Raw genomic sequence first — 21,501 nt, 5'->3', positions numbered from 1 at the left:
CTAATGAAAAATTCTCTCTTTCTAAGTTAGGTGCAAAATAACCTCTGTTAGTTGAATTTCACTAAGGAATATATCATGAAAGGATCATTATACGAATATGTTGGAACAGCTAGTTGGGGATTCTCAAGCTTTAGATCGTGCCCTTGCTGGTGAAGAACTTTCTTACAAAGATGGCTTAGAATTGATGAATTATGATAATTTACATTTACTTGGAGCAGTTGCAGATAATTCTAGAAAAAAACTGGTTGGTGACACTGTGACATTTGCAGCATCATACTACATGAACTACACCAATGTCTGTGCAGCTAGCTGTCAGATGTGCGCATTTTATAGAAAAGATGGTGCAGATGATGCATACACCTTAACTCCTCAAGAAATTGAGGCAAGAGTTGGAATTGCAAAACAGATGGGTGCTACTGAAGTTCACATTGTTGGAGGGTTTCATCCAAAGCTTCCACTAGAGTATTATGAAGATATGATGAGGTCAATCAAAAAGAGCCATCCTCAACTTAACATCAAAGCATTAACTGCAGCTGAGATTTACTATTTGTCAAAATTAACAAAAAATTCTACAAAGGAAATTTTATCTCGTCTAAAAGATGCAGGACTTGATTCAATGCCTGGTGGAGGAGCTGAACTATTTCATCCTGATATTAGGGGAAAAATTGTTAGAGGAAAATGCACGGGTCAACAATGGCTTGATGTAATTGAGGAGGCTCACAATATGGATATCAAAAGTAATGTCACCATGCTTTATGGACATATTGAAAAACCTGAACATATTGTTGATCATCTAATCAAGGTTCGTGAATTACAAAAGAAAACAAATGGATTTCTAACTTTAATTCCTTTGAAATTTAGTTTAGATAACACTGAACTAGAACAAGAGCATTTGGTGAACAATGAATGTTCATCAGTTTATGATTTACAAGTTGTTGCACTATCTAGATTGATGCTTGCAAACGTTCTAAACAATATCTCAGTTTACTGGGTTGCATATGGCAAAAAGCTTGCTCAAGTTGCATTGTCTAATGGTGGTAATGATTTAGTTGGAACGGCATTTTCTGAGGAGATTTACAAATCTGCTGGAAAAGCAACTTCTTCTTCAGTGGAAGAGCTTGCAACAATGGTAAAAGAGGTTGGACGGTCTCCTGCTCAAAGAAATACTCATTTTGGTATTTTGAAAAAATTCTAACTCATCTGTTTTTTAATAGAATCTAATTTTTCTTCCATTTTGACTTGCTTGTCTCTTCTTGAATCAATTTTGATGATTACCTCAACTCGTGCTATGCCTAAATTATGAACTGTTTCCATCATTTGTTTTGTGGCTGTATTTATGACATCAATATTGTCTGATTCTAGAATTGTACCCATGGCATTGATTTCGTATCTTAGATTTTCTATTTTTTGAATTGATTCAATTGCCTTTGCAATGTAAAAACTGGCACTGGTGGTTTTAGTTGCCATTGGATATATGCTGATTTCAGCTTGAATCAATATGTCTCATTTTGCTATTTTTTACTTAATAATATCTTCTCAAGTTGTTTTTTACAACCAAAATCATTGTATGTGATTTTCCCAACATTCAAAGATGGGTAATTATTAATAAATTTGAATTGGAACAAAACAATGATTAAAACAAAATGTGATAGATGCGGTTCTGATTTAGGCACAGAAAGTAAGAAAACAAAACAACGATTTTGTGGAAATTGTAAGAAAAAGTTTGATTTGTATAAATAATCATTTTTTGAATTATTCTGCTGGTTTCTTTTCTTTTCTTGTCGCACTGTCTTTTTTCCTTCTTGCACCAAAACTAATCAAAATCAGTAAGAATCCAACTCCGATTAAAATACCTGATAACATCTGATAAGCTTGATTTTGATCTTCAGCTATTAGTAAATCGATAACTTCTTCTTCACTCATTCCTGATTGACCTATTGGCTGCTCAGTAGATGCAATGGTGACAATAATCCCTGCAATTATCATTACGAGTCCTCCTGATAAAATTCTCTTATCTACTAAAACCAATTATGTTTCAATAATTTTTATCATATATTAGGTATTTTCTTTTTATTATTTTCAGCACTAGTTGCAACTAGTGTTTTTTCAACTAATGGATGCTAAATTATTCAATTAAGCCACTTCTCCTCAATGCTTGCATGTAGTGTTGGGTTTGCACTTTAGATTTATCTGAATACTCATTTTTTTCTAGCCATTTTTCTAGAGTTCTATATTTGAATTTCAGAGTTGTTTTTAGCATTGTCTTTCGAGTGGTTTGCCAGTCTTCATCTCTAACTGATTGCACTCTGATTATTCTTGGAATCCACTTGTAGAATTGAAACTTTGACCATTTCAACTCTGAATCTTCCATTTCACTATCTTTGGAATTTAGCATATTACATCTCTGCATTCAGACATGAGAAATGTAGTAAGAATAAACCCTCCTAGAATTGAAATTTCAAGTGAAATTGACAATCCTGCAAAAAGTGTTTTTTTCTCATCAAGTTTCATGACCATAACTATTTTTTTTGATAATAGTATATCAAGTAAATTCTAATTGTTTTACTAGTGGTAAAATATTCTAAAATCCTTCAGGTGGTCTTTGAACAAAAACATTACACACCAGTGCATCTGTTTTTTCATCTCTGTATTGTACATTACATGAAACAAACTTTCCTTTGAGTGCACGTTCTAAATCTTCTTTAGTTTTCTCTTCGTATTGTGGTTGATCGGGATCATCAATTTTACTCATTATCACTTTTTCGACTTTACCGTATTGCTCTTGATTGTCTTTTCTAGTATGACTAACTAGTAGCTCAAAAGCATTGTTTGTGAGAATATTGAGTACTGCGCCACCGATTCCATCTCCCATGAATATTATTTTTTTTCGGTTCTATAATTACTTGCTGGCAATACTTATTTCAAAGTCTGGAACAAGTCCTTTCTCTTTTGCCATTTCAAATAATCTTCTGATGGATTCCTCCCCTGAATCCCCCATGTTTACAGTTACTTTGTTTACATACATTTTTACAAATTTTTCAATTAGACTTTGTTCTTTACCTCTAGCATACTGCATTGCATATTTTATTGCATCATCAAAATGCTCTATTCCGAATTCTATGGATGCCTGAAGATATCTGTCAAACTTTACTATTGTCTCCATGCCTAGGTCTGTTCTCATAACATTGATTCCTAAAGGTACTGGTAGGCCGTTTGTAGTTTTATCCCACCATTCGCCAACATCTAAAATTTTGACATTTCCTTCTTGTTCATATGATAGTTGAGTCTCATGAATTACCAATCCGACATCAACTTTGCCTGACTTTACAGCTTCTGGAATATCGCTGAAGTTCATTTCAACATAATCAAATTTCCCAATCATTAATTGTAATAACAAAAATGCAGATGTCATTTTTCCAGGGATGGCAATTTTACATTTTTTAATTTCATCAATTGTCATCTGTTTTTTTGCAGTAACAATTGGACCGTAGTTTATCCCAAAACTCCCACCACTTCTCAATATTGTATATCCTGGGATAAACGCACATGCATGAACCGAAACTGCAGTTACATCTAATTCCGGATCTGTTGCTTTACGATTTAATTTCTCAATATCTTCAATAACATGATTTACCTTAAAATCTGGAGATGGGACTTTACCTGTAAACATTCCATAAAACATGAATGCGTCATCTGAATCAGGAGTATGGCCTACAGAAATTTCCATAACTGCTTCCTTGATTCTGGTAATAAATACCAAAAAGAACCAAAAGAAAAAATGCCTGATACTTACAGTAAAAGATTTGTGATGTTTCTAACCAAATGATCTACTGATCTTTTCAAAAACTAAGGTTTAATACCTGAATCCAAAGTTTTGCGAATATGGCAAAATTCAAGTCTACTGGGGAGGTAATGAAAATTATCAAGAACAAAGCCAACATTCGTAACTTTGGTGTAATTGCCCACGTAGACCACGGAAAGACAACAATGAGTGACAGCCTTTTGGCAAACTCTGGAATTATTGCCCCCTCAGCTGCTGGAAAAGCCCTTGCAATGGACTTTGATAAAGAGGAGCAAGAAAGAGGAATTACAATTTACCAAGCAAACGTTACCTTACTCTTTGCCCAAAAAGGTCAAGAATATGTAATTAACATGATTGATACCCCAGGCCACGTCGACTTTAGTGGAAGGGTTATTCGAAGTCTTAGAGCAATTGATGGTGCAGTTGTAGTTTGTGATGCAGTAGAAGGTATCATGACACAAACAGAGACTGTAACTAGAATGGCCCTTGAAGAGAGAGTAAAACCTGTTTTGTTTATCAACAAAGTGGATAGACTCATCAAAGAACTAAGATTAACTCCAGAAAAAATGCAAGCACAATTAGCTGAAGTAGTTTCAAATTTCAATACTCTAGTTGACACATATGCAGAACCAGAATACAAAGAGAAATGGAAAGTATCTATTCAAGATGCAAGTGTTACATTTGGTTCAGCCAAAGATAGATGGGCAATTAACACTGATTTAATGAAAGAAAGAGGAATAACATTCAAAGATGTAATTGATGCATATACTGAAGAAAAACTTGATGAACTTATTGAGAAAGCACCATTAGCTGATGCTGTACTTGGAATGGTAGTTAAACATCATCCAGCACCACATGATGCAATCAAGTATAGAATCCCACAAATTTGGAAAGGTGATTTAGAATCTGATGTTGGTAAAGCTTTGCTTGCAGGTAGTGATGATGGTCCAACAATTATGATGGTTGTAAACATGGTCCTAGATCCAGCAGCCGGTCCTGTTGCAATTGGAAGATTATTTTCAGGTACCATCAAAGACGGTCAAACTTTACACATTATAGATGAGAAAAGAGAAGGCAGAGTTCAATCAGTCAATTTCTTTATGGGTAACCAAAGAGAACAAGTTGGTGAATTGGGAGCAGGTAATATTCCAGCTTTACTGGGACTGACTGAATGTAGAGCCGGAAACACTCTATCATCAATTAAAGATATTCCAATGTTTGAGGGTGTGAAATACGTTTCAGAACCTGTTGTTCAAATTGCAATTGAACCAAAACATCCTAAAGATTTACCTAAACTCGTAGACATTTTAAGACAACTAACAATTGAGGATCCAAATTTAGTTGTAAAAATTGATGAGGAGTCTGGCGAAACAATTGTTGCAGGGATGGGTGTATTACATTTGGATGTTGCAGTACATAGAATTCAGGATGCAAAATGTGAGATTATAACATCTGAGCCTTTGATTAACTATAGAGAAACTGTAAAGGGTGGTTGTGAACCAATTATGGCAAAATCACCAAACAGACACAACAAGATTTTCATGAAAGTGGAACCATTAGAACCAAAAATTGCCCACATGCTAAGAACCGGTGAAATTTCAGACCTCAAAGACAAGAAGGCAGTTTCTGATTTACTAAAAGAGAATGGATGGGATACAGATACAATCAAGAGGGTTATGAAATTTGATTCACGTGGTAATGTTTTGATTAACGGAACAAAAGGTGTTCAGTTTGTACAAGAATCAACTGATTCTATTAATTCAGGATTTGAAGAAGTAATGAAAGAGGGACCTCTCTGTAAAGAACAGATGAGGGATTGTAAATTCATCTTTACTCACTTTGTACCTCACGAGGATACGGCACACAGAGGTTTGTCTCAATTAGGACCTGCATCAAGACGTGCATGTATGGGTGCATTGCTCACTGCAGGAACTGCAGTATTAGAGCCAACACTGGCAATTGAAGTTCGTGTCCCAACTGATTTGGTTGGTAACGTTGCAACTATTCTTTCTGGTAAACGAGGTAAAGTACTTGACATGAGCCAAAAAGGCGCATCAAGCATTGTTATTGGTGAGATTCCAGCTTCTGAAACATTTACACTATCTGAAGCAATGAGAGGACAAACTGCAGGTCGTGCAACCTGGAATACTTCATTTAAGGCATGGACTGAAGTTCCAAAATCCATGTTAGGTGCAGCAGTAGCTGACATTAGAAAGAGAAAGGGATTGGCACCAGAACCACCAGGTGTTAACGAATTTATTGATAAAGCATAAAAAGGCAAAGCCCCCCTTTTGTTCCTGAATAGTTGGTAATGACTAGGATTATGATGGAAGATTGTTTGTTGGAAATAGCTTATTTTCTAGTGTTGAATTTATGAAAATATGACAGACGAATATGCTGAACTACAAAAATTACGAGCACTTTGGAGTAAGGCAATCATTCATCGTGGAAATCACAAGCATAAAAAATCTACAAAGAAGAAATGGCACATCTATTACTATGATGAGGAAGGGAATTTCAAAACTCAGCGAGTGAATACATTACAAGCAATGTATTACAAGACTCAGAAAAGGAAAAGAATCAAGTATGTTTGTACAGAATGTTTAGAGATGTTTGTAGGATTGGTAAAATCACACAAAGAAGAAGTTGAATGTCCTTATTGTGAAATGGGTTGATTTTGGAAATAACAAATTAAAGTAATCACTAATGAAATAGAAGATGCAATCATAAATCCCATTGAAATACGCAGAACCTCGAATTTTCTTTCCTGTACTTTTGCTAAACTATGTATGTTATTAGCATAATCTTTGAGAATATCTTCTGTAGAGTATTTTTTCAATTTTTCTTCAAATTCACTCATGGATAATTTTGTTATTGCAGGATAGAAAATTGCCGTTTCCCCTTTGAATTTTTTTGTAATTCGTGGGAAAATGGTGAAAAATGAAAACATGATAGTCCCTAACAATAATCCCATTGTGACAAATAAAGGAAATATTGCATAGCCTAATCCATCACGTTCAAAAAATGTAAGCAAACCCAAAATAATTCCAGAGGCACCCAAAACCAAACCTGACTTGGTGTCAATGAGATTGATTATGCTATTGTTGTGCTCTAAAGCATCTCTTGCAAAAGCAATTTTCTCATTATCGCTCATAAATCAAAACCTTCCCAATGGGCAGTATAGTGATAGAAGGGATATTTTTTCCCTTGAAACCAAGTCCAGTTAAAATCACTTCTCTGATTTTGTATTTTACATATTGCTTGTTCATGTTTATTCAAATTTAGATATGCTCCACCTCCTACAAATATTTGATGATTTCCAGCAAATTCTTCTATTTGTTTTGCAATACTAACTTCATTACCAACCAATGTCAATTGATTCATTCCTTGAACACCTACTCGTGCCACCCAAATTGAGCCAAAATCAATTCCTATGGAACATGAAAATTTAGGTAAACCAATTGAATCAAGATATGTATTCATTGCATAATATACTTCAGTTAACATTGATAATCCACAATGTACTGCATCTAAACATGATTGTTGATCATCCTTCCCAACTCCAAATAATGCAGTGATGCTATCCCCTACATATTTTTCAACAAATCCATCATATTCTCTAATCATATGAGTAAATTCAGACAAATAGATATTCAAAAAACGTAATTTTTGTTCATTTGTCAATGACCCTGTTAATCCTTTAAAATTATTCATATCCACATGCATTACTGCAAGATTGAATTCTTTGGCTTCCCCTAATCTCATGTTTTCGATTTTTGGAATTGTCTGACCTTGCTTATTGGGAACAAACAATCTATCCTTATCAAATTGTTTTATTCTGTTTTTAGCATCTGCGTTTTTAGATGAAGTCCATACCATGATGAGTATTATTTTATGAACTATTACTGCTTTTCCAATATGCTTAAGTTCATTTATTTTTCTTAATAATAAATGGAAAAAAAATTCTATGTTTATGTTATTTTAGCAATTATAACTATGACTGCATTGGCAGTTTTCTTAAACACTGTTGATGAAATTAACAATAATGTTACATTGGTAGCTGAAATTGCAGTAGGTATTGTCATAACAACTATAGTTTATGGCACTACAAAAGAGAATGAAAAAAGACAAAAAATATTTCTCGGTAATTTAGAAAAAACACGAAATAACAGAATTAATTTTTATGCTACGAAATTAGTTGTAGATTTAGAAAAAATAAAAAATTATTTTGAAGTTTTAGAAAATTTGCCTAAAAAAGAATTTGAGAAATTAAATGTACCATTTTATGAGAAATTCAAAATGACTCATGTGATAACACTAAATTTAGATGGACAGCAAAAAGAAGTGCCAAATTTTTTGTACTTTAATGTAATGAAAAAAGATCTACAAATAATAGAATCAGACTTACCCCCAGAAATATCGTATTTTGTAGGTGGGAACATCGAAATGTCTGAAATGTGTTTAATTCCTATGTATGGTAAAATCCACATGCATGACAAGTTATGGAATCAAACTAAAGATAATGTAATTATAGCAATTGAACGATTGAATTCGACAATTACTGAAAAGAAATCTCTCAAAGAATATGGTGTTGTATTTACTCAGATAAATGCCGATACAAAAATTTAATTTAAAATTCTATTTTCAGTTGTTTCCCTAGACAGTATTCTACTAAATTTTGAACTTTAATCTTCCCAATTGTAATCTCTTGAACTGATTTCAAACCAGATTCAGTCTTCTTTCCATACCTAGAATTATACTTTCTCTCCTGTGAAAACTGTCTTTCCAATAACTCCAAGAACCGCTTGATCAGAGCATATTCAATTACTATGGTTCCGTCTTTTGAATAACTATACTCTTTGAGTTTGATTTGTTTTCTTGAATCCTTGTGATTTGCAATTTTGTACACTGAATAATCTACCATCCATCTGAATGGTTCTATAATATCATAGACAAGGGGTTGAAAACCTGAATGTGTACGATGCATAAATCCAAGGTATGGGTCTAGACCAAATCCACAAACAAATTTTGAGATTTCCCCTGCCAAGACAGAATACCCATAATTTAACAAAGCATTGATGATATCAGTTGCATCTTTTTTGGATATTTTGATAGAAGACTGATTTCTTGATTGGAATCCATATTTTGGAGGAATAAATTTAGCAAATTCCCTCCAGTATGTGATGGCTGAAACATTTTCCTTATCAGATAGGGTATCAACAGGACTGCCAATTAGTTTGAGTAGTTTCAGTTGAGATTCTTTTTTGGCAGAAATAATCTGTTTTGTCAAATATTGACATTTTGATTCATTTCGAAACGTGTCATATTGTGCCATTTTGTATTTAGTTCCAGTTAAAGAATCCATCATGCCATTGCAAAAAGTAACTGGCTTTCCGTGATGGTCTAGTAAAATCACATTTCGATTATTCTCAGAAAGTTGTGTTAATGCTTCAGTGGAGATGTACCCTTTTCCTTGCATTACTATTTTCTCATAAGGCATATTTTTGACTGCCCATTCTTCAATTTCAGGCTCAGAAAATGGGTCATGATTGGATTTGAGGATAATTTTAGAATTTTTGACTGAAATGGAGTGGCCGTATCCTTTGAGGAATTTAACGTTGTAGTGGTTTTTCTTACCTTGAAGAGCCATTAAGGATTAACAGTTTCTATGAGCACCGCATCAGGAAATGCCAATCCAAAAATAGCAAAGGTTACCCAATATGCTACAATTAGTGATATTGCAAATGCATTATGAATTTCATGACCTCGTGGTTTTACAGAATTAAATTCCAAATCATTCCAGATTCCTAATAGCAAATCATAATGATATCCTTCTTTGATCTTTGTAGACATTTCCCTGAATTTTGAAAAATTCACATTATCTTTTTCTAATCCTACTTCCTTGTTGATCTTGCCTCTGTGTTCATCTTTTAGATATCTGTAATAGTATTGAGTTTGAGTATCCATTCCATCCTTTTTTTCCAGTTCCATCATTCTTCCATATAGACCGACAATTCCTTTGTCTGTCATTCTCGTCAGATATCTCCAGTACGCCATTGCAAATGTCAATAGAATCCCTTCAAAGACTAAAAATACAAATCTCCATTCTGGAGGAAAGTTGGGTAATTGTGATAATGAAACTGAAACTATACCTAAAACTAACGGGATGAAAATATAATCACGTTGAATGATTGCCTTACTCCAAAGTGCTCGTAATTTTTGTAGTTCAGCATATTCGTCTGTCATATTTTCATAAATTCAACACTAGAAAATAAGCTATTTCCAACAAACAATCTTCCATCATAATCCTAGTCATTACCAACTATTCAGGAACAAAAGGGGGGCTTTGCCTTTTTATTGATAAAGCATAATTCTTTTAACCATTTTTAAAATTCCACTCAGAATGTCTTTTTCTCCTTAAATTTTGAATCGAAATGTTTGTTCATTTGAACAAACAATGTCGTTTATGTCTAAATCTACCATAATCACTCATTATAGACCACTGAATGACATTCATTACCACTCATTACCAATGTATATATATTAGATGTTGTATAATATTGTCATGAGTACACAACCTCAAACTAGCGATGCATTTGCAATGTATAAGCAAAATGTTCAGAAATACTTTGAAAATATTTCAAAAATTACACCCCAATATTTCCAATCTGCAACAGAATTGCAAAACGAATGTATGAAAACTTGTCAAAAAACAATTAATGCTACAGTCACAATTCAGCAAGAATTTGCAAAAAAATCTGGAATGAACACTGAAATTCCAGACTCTGCAAAAACTGCAATCATTGATACAAATAAGCAACTTGTTCAAGCAAGCACAGTCAACAACCAATTGGTAAAAACTACCATGGATGCAACTGTTCAAAATTTCAAAACATTTAACGACAACGTTAATGCTTTTGCTGAATTAAACAAAAACATTATCCAAACTTGGATAACTCCTTTCACACAAACAAAATAGTGTGATTGTTTTTTCTTTTTTTATTTTACTGGTTTAGAATTATTCATGAAATTTGATGATTACTCATCAAACCCATGATGTGTTAGGTGTTTTGTCTTTTAAAATTTGTATTTAACCCCGATGGACGATTTATCAGCGGATAAATTCCTAGTCTCAAAAATTCCGAAGACCTTATTTCTAATGATGCTAAACTAATTGTGAGAATATATGGTGAAAAATTATTGGGAAAAAAAATTCAAAAAGGAACTTGTTGAGGAAGAAGATAAACTAATTCAAGAGGTAAATAACGCAGTCAGAAAAAAGCTTGCAGAGGCTGAAGGATCAGAGCCCGAGTCCTAATCTTCGTATACATACAGTCCATTACTTCCTAATTCTATTGAATGAACTTGCTCACTGTGCTCAATACCTCGTAATTTTATTATTTTGATAGTACGTTTCATTTCATTGTTGATTATTTGATTGTCCAATTGAATTATTCCTGATGTGACAAACCATTCGAGTGGAACTTCGTCCTTTTCTGAAAATTCTGAAATTAAAAGTGAAGTTACTCCAAAATTCTCAAGGGATTGAATCATACCTTGTAAACCTTGCCTCATGTAAAACTTGTCTGAATATTGCATTCCCAGAATAGAGATTGAATCAATCACAATTCTCTTTGCTTTGATCTTCTTTATGCTGTTTAGGATAAATTTTGTTAAATGTTCAAATGGAATCTGCTCTCCTCTGTATAATGAATCATCTCGTCCAACTACTTCATCTTTAATTTTAAATGGCCTCAAATCTATCATTAGGATTTTCCCTTTGGATACTAGTTCATCAATATCCCAACCAAATGTTTTACAATCATTTTTTATTTCTTCAATGCTTTGTGATAGTGAAATGTATATGCCATTTTCTTCAAATTCTTTAGCTCCTGAATAGATAAACTGTAAACCAAATGTTGTCTTTCCACTTCCTGGAGGACCTGAAACAACTACAGAACTATTTTTTTTGAGACCCACTGATAATGTTGAATCAAAACCTGGGATGCCTGTTTTAACAAATTCGGCATTTTTTCTTTTCTTAGAAACAATTTGAGGCTTGAATGTTGCAAAATATAGTGCAGTCCCACACACTCCTACAACTAGAGATATTACTTCTCCTGCCCAAAAATAGGTTGTTCCTACAAGGGATGCCAATAACCCTCCTGAAAAAACCATTTGAGGTATGGTTGTCTTTGTTTTAATAATTCTAGATGGTTGTTTTATTTCTTTTTTGATTGGTTCTATTTTTTGTAAATTATTTGTTTTTATTATTGGGATTTTTTCAAAACATTTATCGTGAAACCAAAAATTATTTTTTCTAATTGATTTCTCATCTAAATTAATTTCAGTATCACAATGATAGCATTTTATCAGATCTTCTAATACTATATTTTCAACAGTTTTCTCTGGACTGGATTCCTCAAAACATTTATCGTGAAACCAAAAATTATTTTTTCTAATTGATTTCTCATCTAAATTAATTTCAGTATCACAATGATAGCATTTTATCAGATCTTCTAATACTATATTTTCAACAGTTTTCTCTGGACTGGATTCCTCAAAAACTAGAGTGCATAGTTTGACTATTCTTTCAATATATGCAAGATCTGACTTTGGTAAATTTCTGTTTTTTTCTAATTTTTCAATAATGTATAACGTTCTCCCTGGATCTCCATAGTTATTTTGAATACTTTCATTAAGTTTTGAAATTGTTTCTTTTATTTTCAACTAACATTTATCACTATTTTTTCAAGTAATGGGTTATGAGTAATGAAAATTCTCTTAGGTGTCAAATATTTGTGCGATCACTATTGGTAAATGATGAATTTTTGTATATTTTTTGGATATTTTAGATAAATCAAAAAAACAGACTATGTAGAAATATTTCACCTAATTTGATATATCAAAAATAACTCATAATGTGTTCATATGCAGACAAGAAAGTATGCTTTATTGCCAATATTGTTTATTTTATTTTCCTCGGCAATAGTTCCACATTCTTTTGCATCCGTAGAATCTGAGGCTCAAGAAGATATTCAGGCAGGGTGTCCTAACGGGGAAGTGATGGTTTATCGAACTACCTCTAAACAATATGTCTGTGTTATACCTTCTACTGCTGATCGATGGGTAGAATTAGGTTTGGCCAATACCGTTTCAGAATATCCTAAACCATCTGAGACTAAATCTTATGAAATTGTTGCTGAAGATGAAATTGAAATTCCTACTTCACCTCCATTACCACCTAAAAAACAACGTATTTCTCAAGATGATTCTGAATGCCGGGATGGCTATACTCTAATTTATCGATTTATTCATCATGATACATTTTGTACCAGTCCTTCAACTGCACTTAGTTGGGAGCGTTTAGGTCTGGCTGAAATTATAAATGATGAAAAAAACATTGATGAGGGTAAACAAGAACGAGATGAACAAGAACGAGATGAACAAGAACGAGATGAACAAGAACGAGATGAACAAGAACGAGATGAACAAGAACGAGATGAACAAGAACGAGATGAACAAGAACGAGATGAACAAGAACGAGATGAACAAGAACGAGATGAACAAGAACGAGATGAACAAGAACGAGATGAACAAGAACGAGATGAACAAGAACGAGATGAACAAGAACGAGATGAACAAGAACGAGATGAACAAGAACGAGATGAACAAGAACGAGATGAACAAGAACGAGATGAACAAGAACGAGATGAACAAGAACGAGATAATGAATCTACATTCTCATACTCTTCAAATATTCCAAGAATATATCAATTAAGGGATGGGATTTGGGTTGCTGTGGGATATGATTCCACAAATAGTTTGTTAATTGAAGGTGATTCTGGAATAATTGTGATTGACACTTTAACTTCATATGAATCTGCAAAAAAACTATTGGATGACTTTAGAATACTATTTTCTGATAAACCTATTAAAACAATAATCTACACTCAAGAAAACTCTGACCTTCTTTTAGGTTCTAAAGCATTTCTAGAAGAAGGTGATGGTTCTGTTGAAATTATTGCTCCTGAAGATTTACAGGCCTATTTTAGTGATTCTGATAACTCGGAAGTGATTCCAACTCATCTTTTTCAATCTGAATTTTTATTAGATATTTCAGGTGTTAAAATTAAACTTGTATTTGGAATTGGAGAAGAATTTTCTGATCAAACATATATTTTTCTCACTGATGAGGATGGTCTTCTAATTGGTGACTCCATTTACGGAGTTACACCATATATTTTGGACATGAAATATTTGCGATATTTGGATGATTCTTAACATCTATTTTCATATTTCATGCCGATACTAATTAATAGATGACCTTACTAATATAGGTCGACCTAGTTAAAATGAGTCAGTCTGAGCCCGCCCCAAAAAAATATGAGCGTGAAAGAATTCTTTTAGAAAGTATCAAAAATAATCCTGATTTACATCATAATGCATTACTGAAAATACTTGTTCCAGAATTTATGGCGAAAACCACCTTTGAGAAAATACGCGATTCATTAATTAAAAAAGAGATAATTTCTGTTCGAATCAAAGGGAATATGAAATTTTATTATCCTTCTGAAGATTATGAGATTAATCTTCAACACCAAGTGGAACGAAATACAAATACTTATTTTCACGATTTAAAATTAGAAATTAAAAAATTGGATGTTGATTATCCTCATAAAGATATTGATGAAAAGATACTTGTTGCAAATTCTATATTGAGAAATCTTATACGTACAGATACTGGTTTTACAATTCTTGATTCTTCTAAAAATCCAAAAAAGACACTATATCGAGATGAGCATTTGGAAATACAACAATTAATTCATCATATTTTTAAGATAATTCGAAATGATAGGCATTTTGATATTATTTTCCCTACGATTGTAAGTAATTTGGGATTTTTTATACCTCAATCATCTTGGGATGAAGATCTTGTCTAGTTATTTATTCAGGTGAATTCTATCCTTATTCAATGGGTTTACTGTATACAAAATTTTATATGGATTTTGATGAGGATGAGTGGAAGCAAATCTCAAATGATCCTATAGTTTTTGAATCTATAAAAAAAGATGTTAGTCTGGAAATTGAAGATACTTCCCATAAATCATACAAACTCCTTTTCAAGCAAGGTGGAAAAATTCACATGTTTCGTGTTACTGGAAAGTTTCGTTTAACATGGGATGATGAGGATTTACTGAATTCTATAAAATAATAATGGGGGATGTCTAATTAATTCCATGTCTTTAGAAGATGAAATAAAAATAATTTTAGATGATTTTGAACAGGCAAAATCTGAATCAATTATTCATATTTTAAATCAAATAAAACCTCATTTTAAAAGTGGATTGATTTCGGAATATTTACAAGGGAAAATCCAAAAAATTCAAGATGTTGATAATGAACAAGATAAAAAGAAACAATGCAAGGCATTGTTACCTTATTTTGATTGGTATTTGCAAGGATTGTAGGACTAAGAATAGTTATTAATTTTATCTAATGCGGTTTTAATGGTTTTGAGATCTTTTCTACCTTGGATCATATCTCCAATTAATTTCACAAAATATTCATTTCCTGTATCCTCAGCTTTATGAATATCTGATTGGTAACACGATAGAGCTTTTTCTAAAAATTGTTTTTCATCTTCTAATTCTTTTAAAATCTGTAAATCTGAAAGACTTGCATGAATTTTTACAACAACTTCATTGATTTTGGGAACTGTTTTTCTTGCTTGTTGGTTTAAAATTGAACCAAATGTTGCACCTGATTCTTTTAATTCTGGACTCTCGTTGAGTGTTTTTAATCTATTCTTATAATGATTTAATGATTTGAGAATTATCTCATAACCTCCTTCATCTTTAAGATATATTCCACCTAACCAAATTTTATCAGTCATTTATTCTTGAGATTTACATGTATTATTTAATTTAGTTCTCTGTTTTATTCTGAATATTTTTTAATTGTTAATTTGAAATTATTCAATTAATTTTTAAAATTTCCAACTGCAATTAAGCCTCTGAATGTTCTTTGAGTGTCGGTTCATTTTTGTTAATCAAATACAATAAAATCCCTGCTAGCCCTACTCCCATACCGCTGATTCCTACAAATGTGCCTATATTTTTTAGTAATCTTAACTCTGGGGTTGTTTGCCCTAATTCAATTGAATAAAATGATATTAATCCAAATACAAACATGGCAATGCCGATAATTGTAATAATTAATGACATTTTCATACTGGAGGTAATTTTTTCTGATTAATAAACAACAACAAAATGTGCGTTCTGATGAACAGAGTAAACCCTTTTAATTAAATTCTAATTCTGTATTGTATGAATTTCAAGTTTCTTTTTTTAGGATTAATGGTTTTATTCACAATTCCGATAATATCTAATGTATATGCCCAAACAACATATGATGTCAATATTCCTACAGGTGCTGCAAATCCAAATTCACCTTATTTTTGGCAGAGTGAAAAAGATGGCTCCACAAATGGTGATGTTGCAATTTCTCCTGGTGATGCCATACTGTGGAAAAATGCTGACACTGCAGCACATACAGTAACTTCTGGTAATGTGGAATCTGGCCCTGATGATATTTTTGATAGTGGTTTGTTTGGACCTGGTAAAACATTCTCCCACACCTTTACTGAAACTGGAAACTTTGATTACTATTGTTTGCTTCATCCTTGGATGGATGGAACGATCATGGTAACTGCAGGGTACTCTATAATTCCTAATGTTGGAAAACAAGCAGGGGATGGTTCAACAATCTTTGATGTAGAATATGATTTTAATCGATTACTTGGAAAGCCAATAATTGACACTGAGCAAAAATCTATAACTTTTGAAATAATTGGTCAGCCACAATCTGAAAACAAAGAATTGGAATTGAGACTACCTTCAGAATTAATTGATGGAAATTATGTAATTTGGATTGATGGGAAAAAACTATCTGACTTTGATCAAGTGAGAGATGGTGATGTCAATGTCGTATTTCTTTCAGTTGAACATGACTCTAAACTATTAACTATCATGGGTACTTCTGTTGTTCCTGAATTTGGAACAATGGGGATTATGATATTGTTATTTTCAATAATATCTGTAATTGCTCTGAGCCAAAAATCTAGAATTCAAATAAAATTCTAGATGTCTCATAAAAATCAGACTAAAAATAGCGCATTATGAAAATACTTAGGAACAAATTACTCTTTATCACCTAAAATTAATTTCTGTGTAAATTTTTTTGATAAAGTTATTTTTACTAGATTCAATAATGAATTAATCAAAAGCAAGATGACTCAATTAGAACGGCTATCTCTTAATCAAACAATATCTAAAGTCGATGTATTAATTGACTCTGGAAACGGTGATGCTGGACGATTATACCACATTCTTGAATTTTTAAAAAATAATAGACCTCTATACCAATCAGATAAAGTTTACCTTGAAAATAAACTACAATCTTCATTTTCTGTAGAAGAAGAATTGGTTGAGGAAAATAAACTTCTTCCTAGAATAAAAGATCTGATTGATTCTGGGAATGGTGATGCTGGCAGATTACAATACATCTATGATACACTATCCAACAACAAACAGCTTTATCATTCAGATGCAGATTATTTGGAATCCAAATTACATCCTATAATGGATGAAACACTACTTGTAGAGTCTTCTAAAAAAATGAATGCTGAAATTCAAAAAACCCACAAAGATATAATTGAATCAACACCCTCACAAAAAATTAAAGGAGCGTTGCCAAAAGGATGGTCTCAAGAACCAGATTCTGAAAATGTAGAAACTCTGGTAAAAAATATTGAAAAAGAAAATCAAAAAATAAAAACACAAGAAAAAATATCTGATGAAATTAACCAACAACGCAATAATTTGTCCAAATTAATATCCCATAGGAAAGAATATGATCAAAAAATATCCCAAGAAAAATCTTCACTTGAATCACAAATTAAAGAAGAACGGATACGGATTGAAACTCAGACAAGGATATCTAATGAAATAATTGCGCAAAAAGAAGAACTTACAAAAGTAAAAAAAGAAAGAATTCTAATAATTGATAAAATTGCTTTAGAAAAAAATAAAATTGCAAAAGAATTGTTATCTCAAAAAAGACAATTAGTTCAGGCACAATTAGAACAAGAAAAAATAGAGAAACAGGTAACACGTGAGCAAGAATTACTGGCAAAAATGGCCAACGAACAGAAGGATAGACTGGTAGAACAGGCACAAATTGCGCGTGAAATTAAATCGAAACAAACTGAACTAGATAGAACAAAACAGGATTATGATGAAATTGTATCTCAAGTAAATGAGGAAAAAATAAAATTTGCAGAATCTGAAAAACTCAAGAAATTGATCAAATCTCAAGAACAGGATCTTATCAAAGCAAAAGAGGAGCGACTAAATTTAATTAACACTATTGCTGCAGAAAAAGAAATAATTTCCAAAAAGGCTAATGATGAAAAATTAAAATTAAAATCACAGGTTGAATTAACTAAACAACTCAAAAAAGAGGAAAAAACATATGATTTATTAAAAAAGAAACGAGAAAAAATTGAATCTCAAATTAAAATTAAGAATCAAAAACTTAAAGAAAAACAACAAAAATTGAAAAAACAAATTGAGGAAAAAAATAAAAAACTAAAGTCTATTTCAAAAAAACCTGTTGTAAAAAAGACTGTTAAAAAACATGTGAATAGAAAAACTAGTAAAAAATAATTATTTAATTTTTATTGTAATCTCTTCTCCATTACCTATTGGGGATGTAACTGTTCTTAATCTAGGATTTGTTTTTAGATAATTTGAAAATTTCTTCATATCCTCCCTGTATTTTTCTGGATATAACATATTGTCTGTAACAATTATGCCGTTTATAGATACCATTGGAAAAATTAAATCAAAATATTGAACAATATTTTCCTTGTCTGCATCAATTAAGACAAAATCAAAGAATCCCTGATATTTTTTCTGAGTATTTAATTCTGATAATATCTCTATTGCCAATCCTTCTTTGATTGAAATTCCATCTGATAATTTTGCTTTTTCAAAATTCTCTTTTGCTCTTTTGATTTTGTTTGGGTTTTGCTCTATTGTGATTATTTCTCCCAAATTCTCTGAAATAGCTTCAGCACACCAAATTGTTGAATAACCTGTGGATGTACCAATTTCAAGCATATTTTTTACATTATTTAGGCGTAAAATCATGTTTAGCATCTCCCCTGTCTCTTTAGTGATTGCAAGCATTCTGTCTTCTGCTGTAACGTCTACTTTTCGAGATTTTTCTAGATTTGATTGTGTCTCTAATTCATTGAGGACAATTTGTATGGATTCTTTCATCTGATTGGGATGGTTTTCAATAAATTTAACTTTGTCTTGGATTGCTTTTATAAAAAAATTTGATGGCTTATATTTACCAAATCTTTTTTTCCAAATTAGAAATGACAACTAAAAAAATTGATTTACTTGATGTAGTTCAAAAAATTCTTAATTTAGATACTAAGATGAGATTTGCAGCAATTATTGATCCTAAAGGAAATATTCGTGAGGCCATCATGAAAACAGGAAAAACTAATTTGAAAAATCAAAAGGAAGAAGAGCATTTCTGTAAACAGGTTGCTCAAAGACGCACTATGAGAAAAGAGTTTGATAGGTCTTTGGGTAAAGTAAGGTATGTTCATGTAGAGAGGGAAAGAGTATCTCAAATGGTAATTTACACAAAGCGGAACATTGTATATTTTACAATGGAGCCTGAAATGCCGATTAGTACCAAAATCAGGTTAATTACAAAAATTAAAAAAATAACTGCAGGCCTTTAGACTTTTTTAACAACGATAGTTGTTAGATATTATGGCACTTCGTAAATATTTTGGTGATTCTAAAATGTTCGAATATGATAAATTCTATCGTGCATGTCAACAGGAAAACAGGCCGTTTGTCAAGGCAAAAATTAACCCACTACATGGGAATTACCTTGTACAACTAGATTTGATGACATGTGATTATGAATTATCTAGTAACACACAAGAAAAAATCTCTAAATTAATTCAAAATGAAATTGAATATGTAAAAACAAACTTGAATTATACATTTGAAGGGTTTAGTATAGATAAAGAATTGGCATGGTTTGATGGTGTATCCTCAGAACATCTTGAGGTTTTTTGTAATTCTCTGTATGATTTATCCTTAAAATCCAGACTAGAATCGAATTAAATTTTTTAAAATTTTATCGATAACCTGGATTTCTTGTTTTCGTTCCTTTATTGTGGATAGATTCCACTCTTTTGCAAATTCTGATTCTTTATCCATCTTTTCTAACATTTCGATATATTTTATCAGATGAATTTTGTAGTCATGGAGCATGTCTAAATACTTATTGTGATTTTTCTCAGTTGGTGTAACCATTCCACTCCTCCTCTCTGATATCTGGAAACATATCTCTAATTCTTTTCATATCCTTCTCCATTGCTTCTATTCTATTTGTTAAGTGACTTTTGATTGCCGGTTCTCCTTCATGATCTTTTTCTTTCTGAATATCTGAGATTACTTTAGCTAAAGATTTGTAATATGATATGTGATTTTTTTTAGATTCTTCAGATGTATCTTCTTCTTTTACATCCATTGTATTTTATAATATAATTGAAAATAAGTACTTGATGGTACTTTGCTATTTGTGATCCCGATACGCTTAAGTTAATAATTTACATCCAAAATTTATGGATCTTAATGAAATACTAACAAGAGAAAGAGATTCTCTAAGAGATGAAAATATAGAGTTAAGACAAAAAGTAAAAGAACTTGAATTAAAAATACAGGAATTAGAGAAACAGGAATGAGAAATGTACTAATTGATCAAAATTGCAAGTGGCTAGTAAATGAGGATGCTAAAAAACATCTGGAAAATTATGATAAAATATTTGTAGTTGGGGTTGATTTGAAACAAAGAGACTATGATGAGACATTGGCAACATTTTGTAAAGACAATGATTGTGAGTTACTTACTGCTGATAATCGCGCATATGTTCATTTTTTTAGTGAGAAAAAAATTAAAAATATCCAAATATCTGAATTCATCTATGAGGATAAAGCAGATAGACCAATCTATCTTGTTAAGATCGTAGACTAGTTTACGTTATTTGTGTCAATATGTGATATTCTCAAATTTGCAAGAACTTCATTAAGAAAATCCCCTTCTGGTTGATGCGTTATGCTTTTCATTATTGATTCCCAACAATCATTTATTTTTCTAATTATTTGTGAATACATTTTATCTTTTTTAAATGCCGGATAATATGATAATAATTTCATTATACCGTCAGTTGATTGAACAATGTGTATTTGATGAATAATTGATCTTAGTCTTTCATGAAGTGAGAAATTTTCTTCTTTCACTGTAATTTCAAAATTAGCAATTTCCTCAAATATCATATCTACTTCTTTATGCAAATTTTTTAGTTGATTGTTTACAGATTCTGAGAGATTTATCAACTCATATTCGATATGGGAACGACTATGAACTTTTTTATCAATTTCTCCTGCTTCTACTAGTGCACTAATTTCCCTGTAAACTATTTTCTCATTACCTACTTTTTTTATCACTCTTTTTGCAAGGTCTGTACCTCTAATCTTTCCATTTTCATTTAGTATTCTAATAATTTCTGTCTTGATTATCTCTGAATTTTTATCCATTAT

At 31.8% G+C, this 21,501-nt stretch carries 32 protein-coding genes; 15 read left to right on the top strand and 17 right to left on the bottom strand.

All coding sequences use genetic code 11. From position 1 onward, the window contains the following. The first annotated feature begins 97 nt into the window (after positions 1 to 97). On the top strand, positions 98 to 1,195 hold the full coding sequence (locus C5F49_RS05410; protein WP_179361995.1) for a radical SAM protein: 1,098 nt from the start codon (positions 98 to 100) through the stop codon (positions 1,193 to 1,195). On the opposite strand, the gene C5F49_RS05405 is transcribed toward C5F49_RS05410, so the two are convergent. From C5F49_RS05405 to C5F49_RS05385, 6 genes are all read right to left on the bottom strand, one after another. Beyond that, entirely contained in the window at positions 1,192 to 1,497 is a 306-nt protein-coding gene (locus tag C5F49_RS05405) for an MTH1187 family thiamine-binding protein (protein ID WP_179361994.1), read from the bottom strand. The genes C5F49_RS05410 and C5F49_RS05405 overlap by 4 nt on opposite strands. A gap of 255 nt (positions 1,498 to 1,752) precedes the next feature. Continuing rightward, positions 1,753 to 2,028, bottom strand: a complete 276-nt coding sequence (locus C5F49_RS05400) for a hypothetical protein (RefSeq protein ID WP_179361993.1) — start codon at positions 2,026 to 2,028, stop codon at positions 1,753 to 1,755. A 97-nt stretch (positions 2,029 to 2,125) separates the two neighbouring features. Then, positions 2,126 to 2,395, bottom strand: a complete 270-nt coding sequence (locus C5F49_RS05395; protein WP_179361992.1) for a hypothetical protein — start codon at positions 2,393 to 2,395, stop codon at positions 2,126 to 2,128. Next, the gene (locus tag C5F49_RS09710) at positions 2,389 to 2,511 is read right to left on the bottom strand and encodes a hypothetical protein (RefSeq protein WP_281361103.1); all 123 of its coding nucleotides are present in this window, start codon (positions 2,509 to 2,511) and stop codon (positions 2,389 to 2,391) included. The genes C5F49_RS05395 and C5F49_RS09710 overlap by 7 nt, the downstream gene beginning before the upstream one ends. Before the next feature lie 70 nt (positions 2,512 to 2,581). Continuing rightward, on the bottom strand, positions 2,582 to 2,872 hold the full coding sequence (locus tag C5F49_RS05390) for a hypothetical protein (protein WP_179361991.1): 291 nt from the start codon (positions 2,870 to 2,872) through the stop codon (positions 2,582 to 2,584). A gap of 27 nt (positions 2,873 to 2,899) precedes the next feature. Continuing rightward, positions 2,900 to 3,727 carry an MqnA/MqnD/SBP family protein gene (locus C5F49_RS05385; protein ID WP_179361990.1) on the bottom strand — a complete coding sequence of 276 codons (828 nt, stop codon included), beginning with the start codon at positions 3,725 to 3,727 and terminating at the stop codon, positions 2,900 to 2,902. A gap of 155 nt (positions 3,728 to 3,882) precedes the next feature. Between C5F49_RS05385 and C5F49_RS05380 the strand changes: the two genes are divergently transcribed. Both C5F49_RS05380 and C5F49_RS05375 read left to right on the top strand, forming a co-directional pair. Beyond that, positions 3,883 to 6,075 (top strand): elongation factor EF-2, encoded by a 2,193-nt coding sequence (locus C5F49_RS05380; RefSeq protein ID WP_179361989.1) that lies wholly within the window; start codon positions 3,883 to 3,885, stop codon positions 6,073 to 6,075. 108 nt (positions 6,076 to 6,183) lie between these two features. After that, positions 6,184 to 6,477, top strand: coding sequence for a hypothetical protein (locus C5F49_RS05375; RefSeq protein WP_179361988.1), 294 nt, complete (start codon positions 6,184 to 6,186; stop codon positions 6,475 to 6,477). Here the strand turns inward: C5F49_RS05375 and C5F49_RS05370 are convergent. Then, positions 6,459 to 6,956, bottom strand: coding sequence for a Pycsar system effector family protein (locus tag C5F49_RS05370; protein WP_179361987.1), 498 nt, complete (start codon positions 6,954 to 6,956; stop codon positions 6,459 to 6,461). The genes C5F49_RS05375 and C5F49_RS05370 overlap by 19 nt on opposite strands. Beyond that, positions 6,953 to 7,681: an adenylate/guanylate cyclase domain-containing protein gene (locus C5F49_RS05365; protein ID WP_179361986.1), complete on the bottom strand. Its 729-nt coding sequence runs from the start codon at positions 7,679 to 7,681 to the stop codon at positions 6,953 to 6,955. Before C5F49_RS05365 ends, C5F49_RS05370 begins: the two co-directional genes overlap by 4 nt. A 72-nt stretch (positions 7,682 to 7,753) precedes the next feature. Here C5F49_RS05365 and C5F49_RS05360 point away from each other — a divergent pair, with 72 nt between their 5' ends. Next, the gene (locus tag C5F49_RS05360; RefSeq protein ID WP_179361985.1) at positions 7,754 to 8,431 is read left to right on the top strand and encodes a hypothetical protein; all 678 of its coding nucleotides are present in this window, start codon (positions 7,754 to 7,756) and stop codon (positions 8,429 to 8,431) included. 1 nt (position 8,432) lies between these two features. Here C5F49_RS05360 and cas1 read toward each other — a convergent pair whose 3' ends face one another. Together cas1 and C5F49_RS05350 are read right to left on the bottom strand one after the other, a co-directional pair. Beyond that, positions 8,433 to 9,452, bottom strand: a complete 1,020-nt coding sequence (gene cas1 / locus C5F49_RS05355; protein ID WP_179361984.1) for a CRISPR-associated endonuclease Cas1 — start codon at positions 9,450 to 9,452, stop codon at positions 8,433 to 8,435. After that, on the bottom strand, positions 9,452 to 10,048 hold the full coding sequence (locus tag C5F49_RS05350) for a hypothetical protein (RefSeq protein ID WP_179361983.1): 597 nt from the start codon (positions 10,046 to 10,048) through the stop codon (positions 9,452 to 9,454). The genes cas1 and C5F49_RS05350 overlap by 1 nt, the downstream gene beginning before the upstream one ends. A gap of 319 nt (positions 10,049 to 10,367) precedes the next feature. Here C5F49_RS05350 and C5F49_RS05345 point away from each other — a divergent pair, with 319 nt between their 5' ends. Next, a complete protein-coding gene (locus tag C5F49_RS05345; RefSeq protein ID WP_179361982.1) occupies positions 10,368 to 10,781 on the top strand; it encodes a hypothetical protein in 414 nt (137 codons plus the stop codon). A gap of 210 nt (positions 10,782 to 10,991) precedes the next feature. Further along, positions 10,992 to 11,120 (top strand): hypothetical protein, encoded by a 129-nt coding sequence (locus tag C5F49_RS09705; RefSeq protein ID WP_281361102.1) that lies wholly within the window; start codon positions 10,992 to 10,994, stop codon positions 11,118 to 11,120. Here the strand turns inward: C5F49_RS09705 and C5F49_RS09605 are convergent. Next, positions 11,117 to 12,532 (bottom strand): RAD55 family ATPase, encoded by a 1,416-nt coding sequence (locus tag C5F49_RS09605; RefSeq protein ID WP_246275290.1) that lies wholly within the window; start codon positions 12,530 to 12,532, stop codon positions 11,117 to 11,119. The two genes, C5F49_RS09705 and C5F49_RS09605, sit on opposite strands and share 4 nt — an antisense overlap. 201 nt (positions 12,533 to 12,733) lie before the next feature. Between C5F49_RS09605 and C5F49_RS05335 the strand changes: the two genes are divergently transcribed. From C5F49_RS05335 to C5F49_RS05320, 4 genes are all read left to right on the top strand, one after another. Beyond that, on the top strand, positions 12,734 to 14,086 hold the full coding sequence (locus C5F49_RS05335) for an MBL fold metallo-hydrolase (protein ID WP_179361981.1): 1,353 nt from the start codon (positions 12,734 to 12,736) through the stop codon (positions 14,084 to 14,086). Between the two features lie 71 nt (positions 14,087 to 14,157). Next, a complete protein-coding gene (locus C5F49_RS05330) occupies positions 14,158 to 14,745 on the top strand; it encodes a hypothetical protein (protein WP_179361980.1) in 588 nt (195 codons plus the stop codon). Positions 14,746 to 14,777: 32 nt separating this feature from the next. Then, positions 14,778 to 15,017 carry a hypothetical protein gene (locus C5F49_RS05325; RefSeq protein ID WP_179361979.1) on the top strand — a complete coding sequence of 80 codons (240 nt, stop codon included), beginning with the start codon at positions 14,778 to 14,780 and terminating at the stop codon, positions 15,015 to 15,017. A 25-nt stretch (positions 15,018 to 15,042) separates the two neighbouring features. After that, positions 15,043 to 15,273, top strand: coding sequence for a hypothetical protein (locus C5F49_RS05320; RefSeq protein WP_179361978.1), 231 nt, complete (start codon positions 15,043 to 15,045; stop codon positions 15,271 to 15,273). Between the two features lie 2 nt (positions 15,274 to 15,275). On the opposite strand, the gene C5F49_RS05315 is transcribed toward C5F49_RS05320, so the two are convergent. Both C5F49_RS05315 and C5F49_RS05310 read right to left on the bottom strand, forming a co-directional pair. Next, complete coding sequence (locus C5F49_RS05315) at positions 15,276 to 15,698, bottom strand: hypothetical protein (RefSeq protein WP_179361977.1); 423 nt, start codon at positions 15,696 to 15,698, stop codon at positions 15,276 to 15,278. A 112-nt stretch (positions 15,699 to 15,810) separates the two neighbouring features. Beyond that, positions 15,811 to 16,029 carry a hypothetical protein gene (locus C5F49_RS05310; protein WP_246275289.1) on the bottom strand — a complete coding sequence of 73 codons (219 nt, stop codon included), beginning with the start codon at positions 16,027 to 16,029 and terminating at the stop codon, positions 15,811 to 15,813. A 102-nt stretch (positions 16,030 to 16,131) separates the two neighbouring features. Here C5F49_RS05310 and C5F49_RS05305 point away from each other — a divergent pair, with 102 nt between their 5' ends. Both C5F49_RS05305 and C5F49_RS05300 read left to right on the top strand, forming a co-directional pair. Continuing rightward, a complete protein-coding gene (locus tag C5F49_RS05305; protein ID WP_246275288.1) occupies positions 16,132 to 16,947 on the top strand; it encodes a PEFG-CTERM sorting domain-containing protein in 816 nt (271 codons plus the stop codon). A 147-nt stretch (positions 16,948 to 17,094) separates the two neighbouring features. Further along, positions 17,095 to 18,531 (top strand): coiled-coil domain-containing protein, encoded by a 1,437-nt coding sequence (locus C5F49_RS05300; protein ID WP_179361975.1) that lies wholly within the window; start codon positions 17,095 to 17,097, stop codon positions 18,529 to 18,531. Here the strand turns inward: C5F49_RS05300 and C5F49_RS05295 are convergent, their stop codons facing one another. Continuing rightward, a complete protein-coding gene (locus C5F49_RS05295) occupies positions 18,532 to 19,149 on the bottom strand; it encodes an O-methyltransferase (protein ID WP_179361974.1) in 618 nt (205 codons plus the stop codon). It abuts the gene before it with no gap. Between the two features lie 101 nt (positions 19,150 to 19,250). On the opposite strand from C5F49_RS05295, the gene C5F49_RS05290 reads away from it, so the two are divergent. Continuing rightward, positions 19,251 to 19,628, top strand: a complete 378-nt coding sequence (locus C5F49_RS05290) for a DUF6659 family protein (protein ID WP_179361973.1) — start codon at positions 19,251 to 19,253, stop codon at positions 19,626 to 19,628. Positions 19,629 to 19,659: 31 nt separating this feature from the next. After that, the gene (locus C5F49_RS05285) at positions 19,660 to 20,022 is read left to right on the top strand and encodes a hypothetical protein (RefSeq protein WP_179361972.1); all 363 of its coding nucleotides are present in this window, start codon (positions 19,660 to 19,662) and stop codon (positions 20,020 to 20,022) included. Here the strand turns inward: C5F49_RS05285 and C5F49_RS05280 are convergent. Next, on the bottom strand, positions 20,008 to 20,214 hold the full coding sequence (locus tag C5F49_RS05280) for a hypothetical protein (RefSeq protein ID WP_179361971.1): 207 nt from the start codon (positions 20,212 to 20,214) through the stop codon (positions 20,008 to 20,010). The genes C5F49_RS05285 and C5F49_RS05280 overlap by 15 nt on opposite strands. Next, positions 20,198 to 20,431, bottom strand: coding sequence for a hypothetical protein (locus C5F49_RS05275; RefSeq protein ID WP_179361970.1), 234 nt, complete (start codon positions 20,429 to 20,431; stop codon positions 20,198 to 20,200). Before C5F49_RS05275 ends, C5F49_RS05280 begins: the two co-directional genes overlap by 17 nt. A gap of 210 nt (positions 20,432 to 20,641) precedes the next feature. Between C5F49_RS05275 and C5F49_RS05270 the strand changes: the two genes are divergently transcribed. Beyond that, positions 20,642 to 20,935, top strand: coding sequence for a hypothetical protein (locus C5F49_RS05270; RefSeq protein WP_179361969.1), 294 nt, complete (start codon positions 20,642 to 20,644; stop codon positions 20,933 to 20,935). Here C5F49_RS05270 and C5F49_RS05265 read toward each other — a convergent pair. Further along, positions 20,932 to 21,498: a hypothetical protein gene (locus tag C5F49_RS05265; protein WP_179361968.1), complete on the bottom strand. Its 567-nt coding sequence runs from the start codon at positions 21,496 to 21,498 to the stop codon at positions 20,932 to 20,934. The two genes, C5F49_RS05270 and C5F49_RS05265, sit on opposite strands and share 4 nt — an antisense overlap. Positions 21,499 to 21,501 lie beyond the last annotated feature (3 nt).

Source organism: Nitrosopumilus oxyclinae, from assembly GCF_013407165.1.
In the GTDB taxonomy this organism is placed as follows: domain Archaea; phylum Thermoproteota; class Nitrososphaeria; order Nitrososphaerales; family Nitrosopumilaceae; genus Nitrosopumilus; species Nitrosopumilus oxyclinae.
This window is presented reverse-complemented; position numbering and strand designations above follow the sequence as displayed.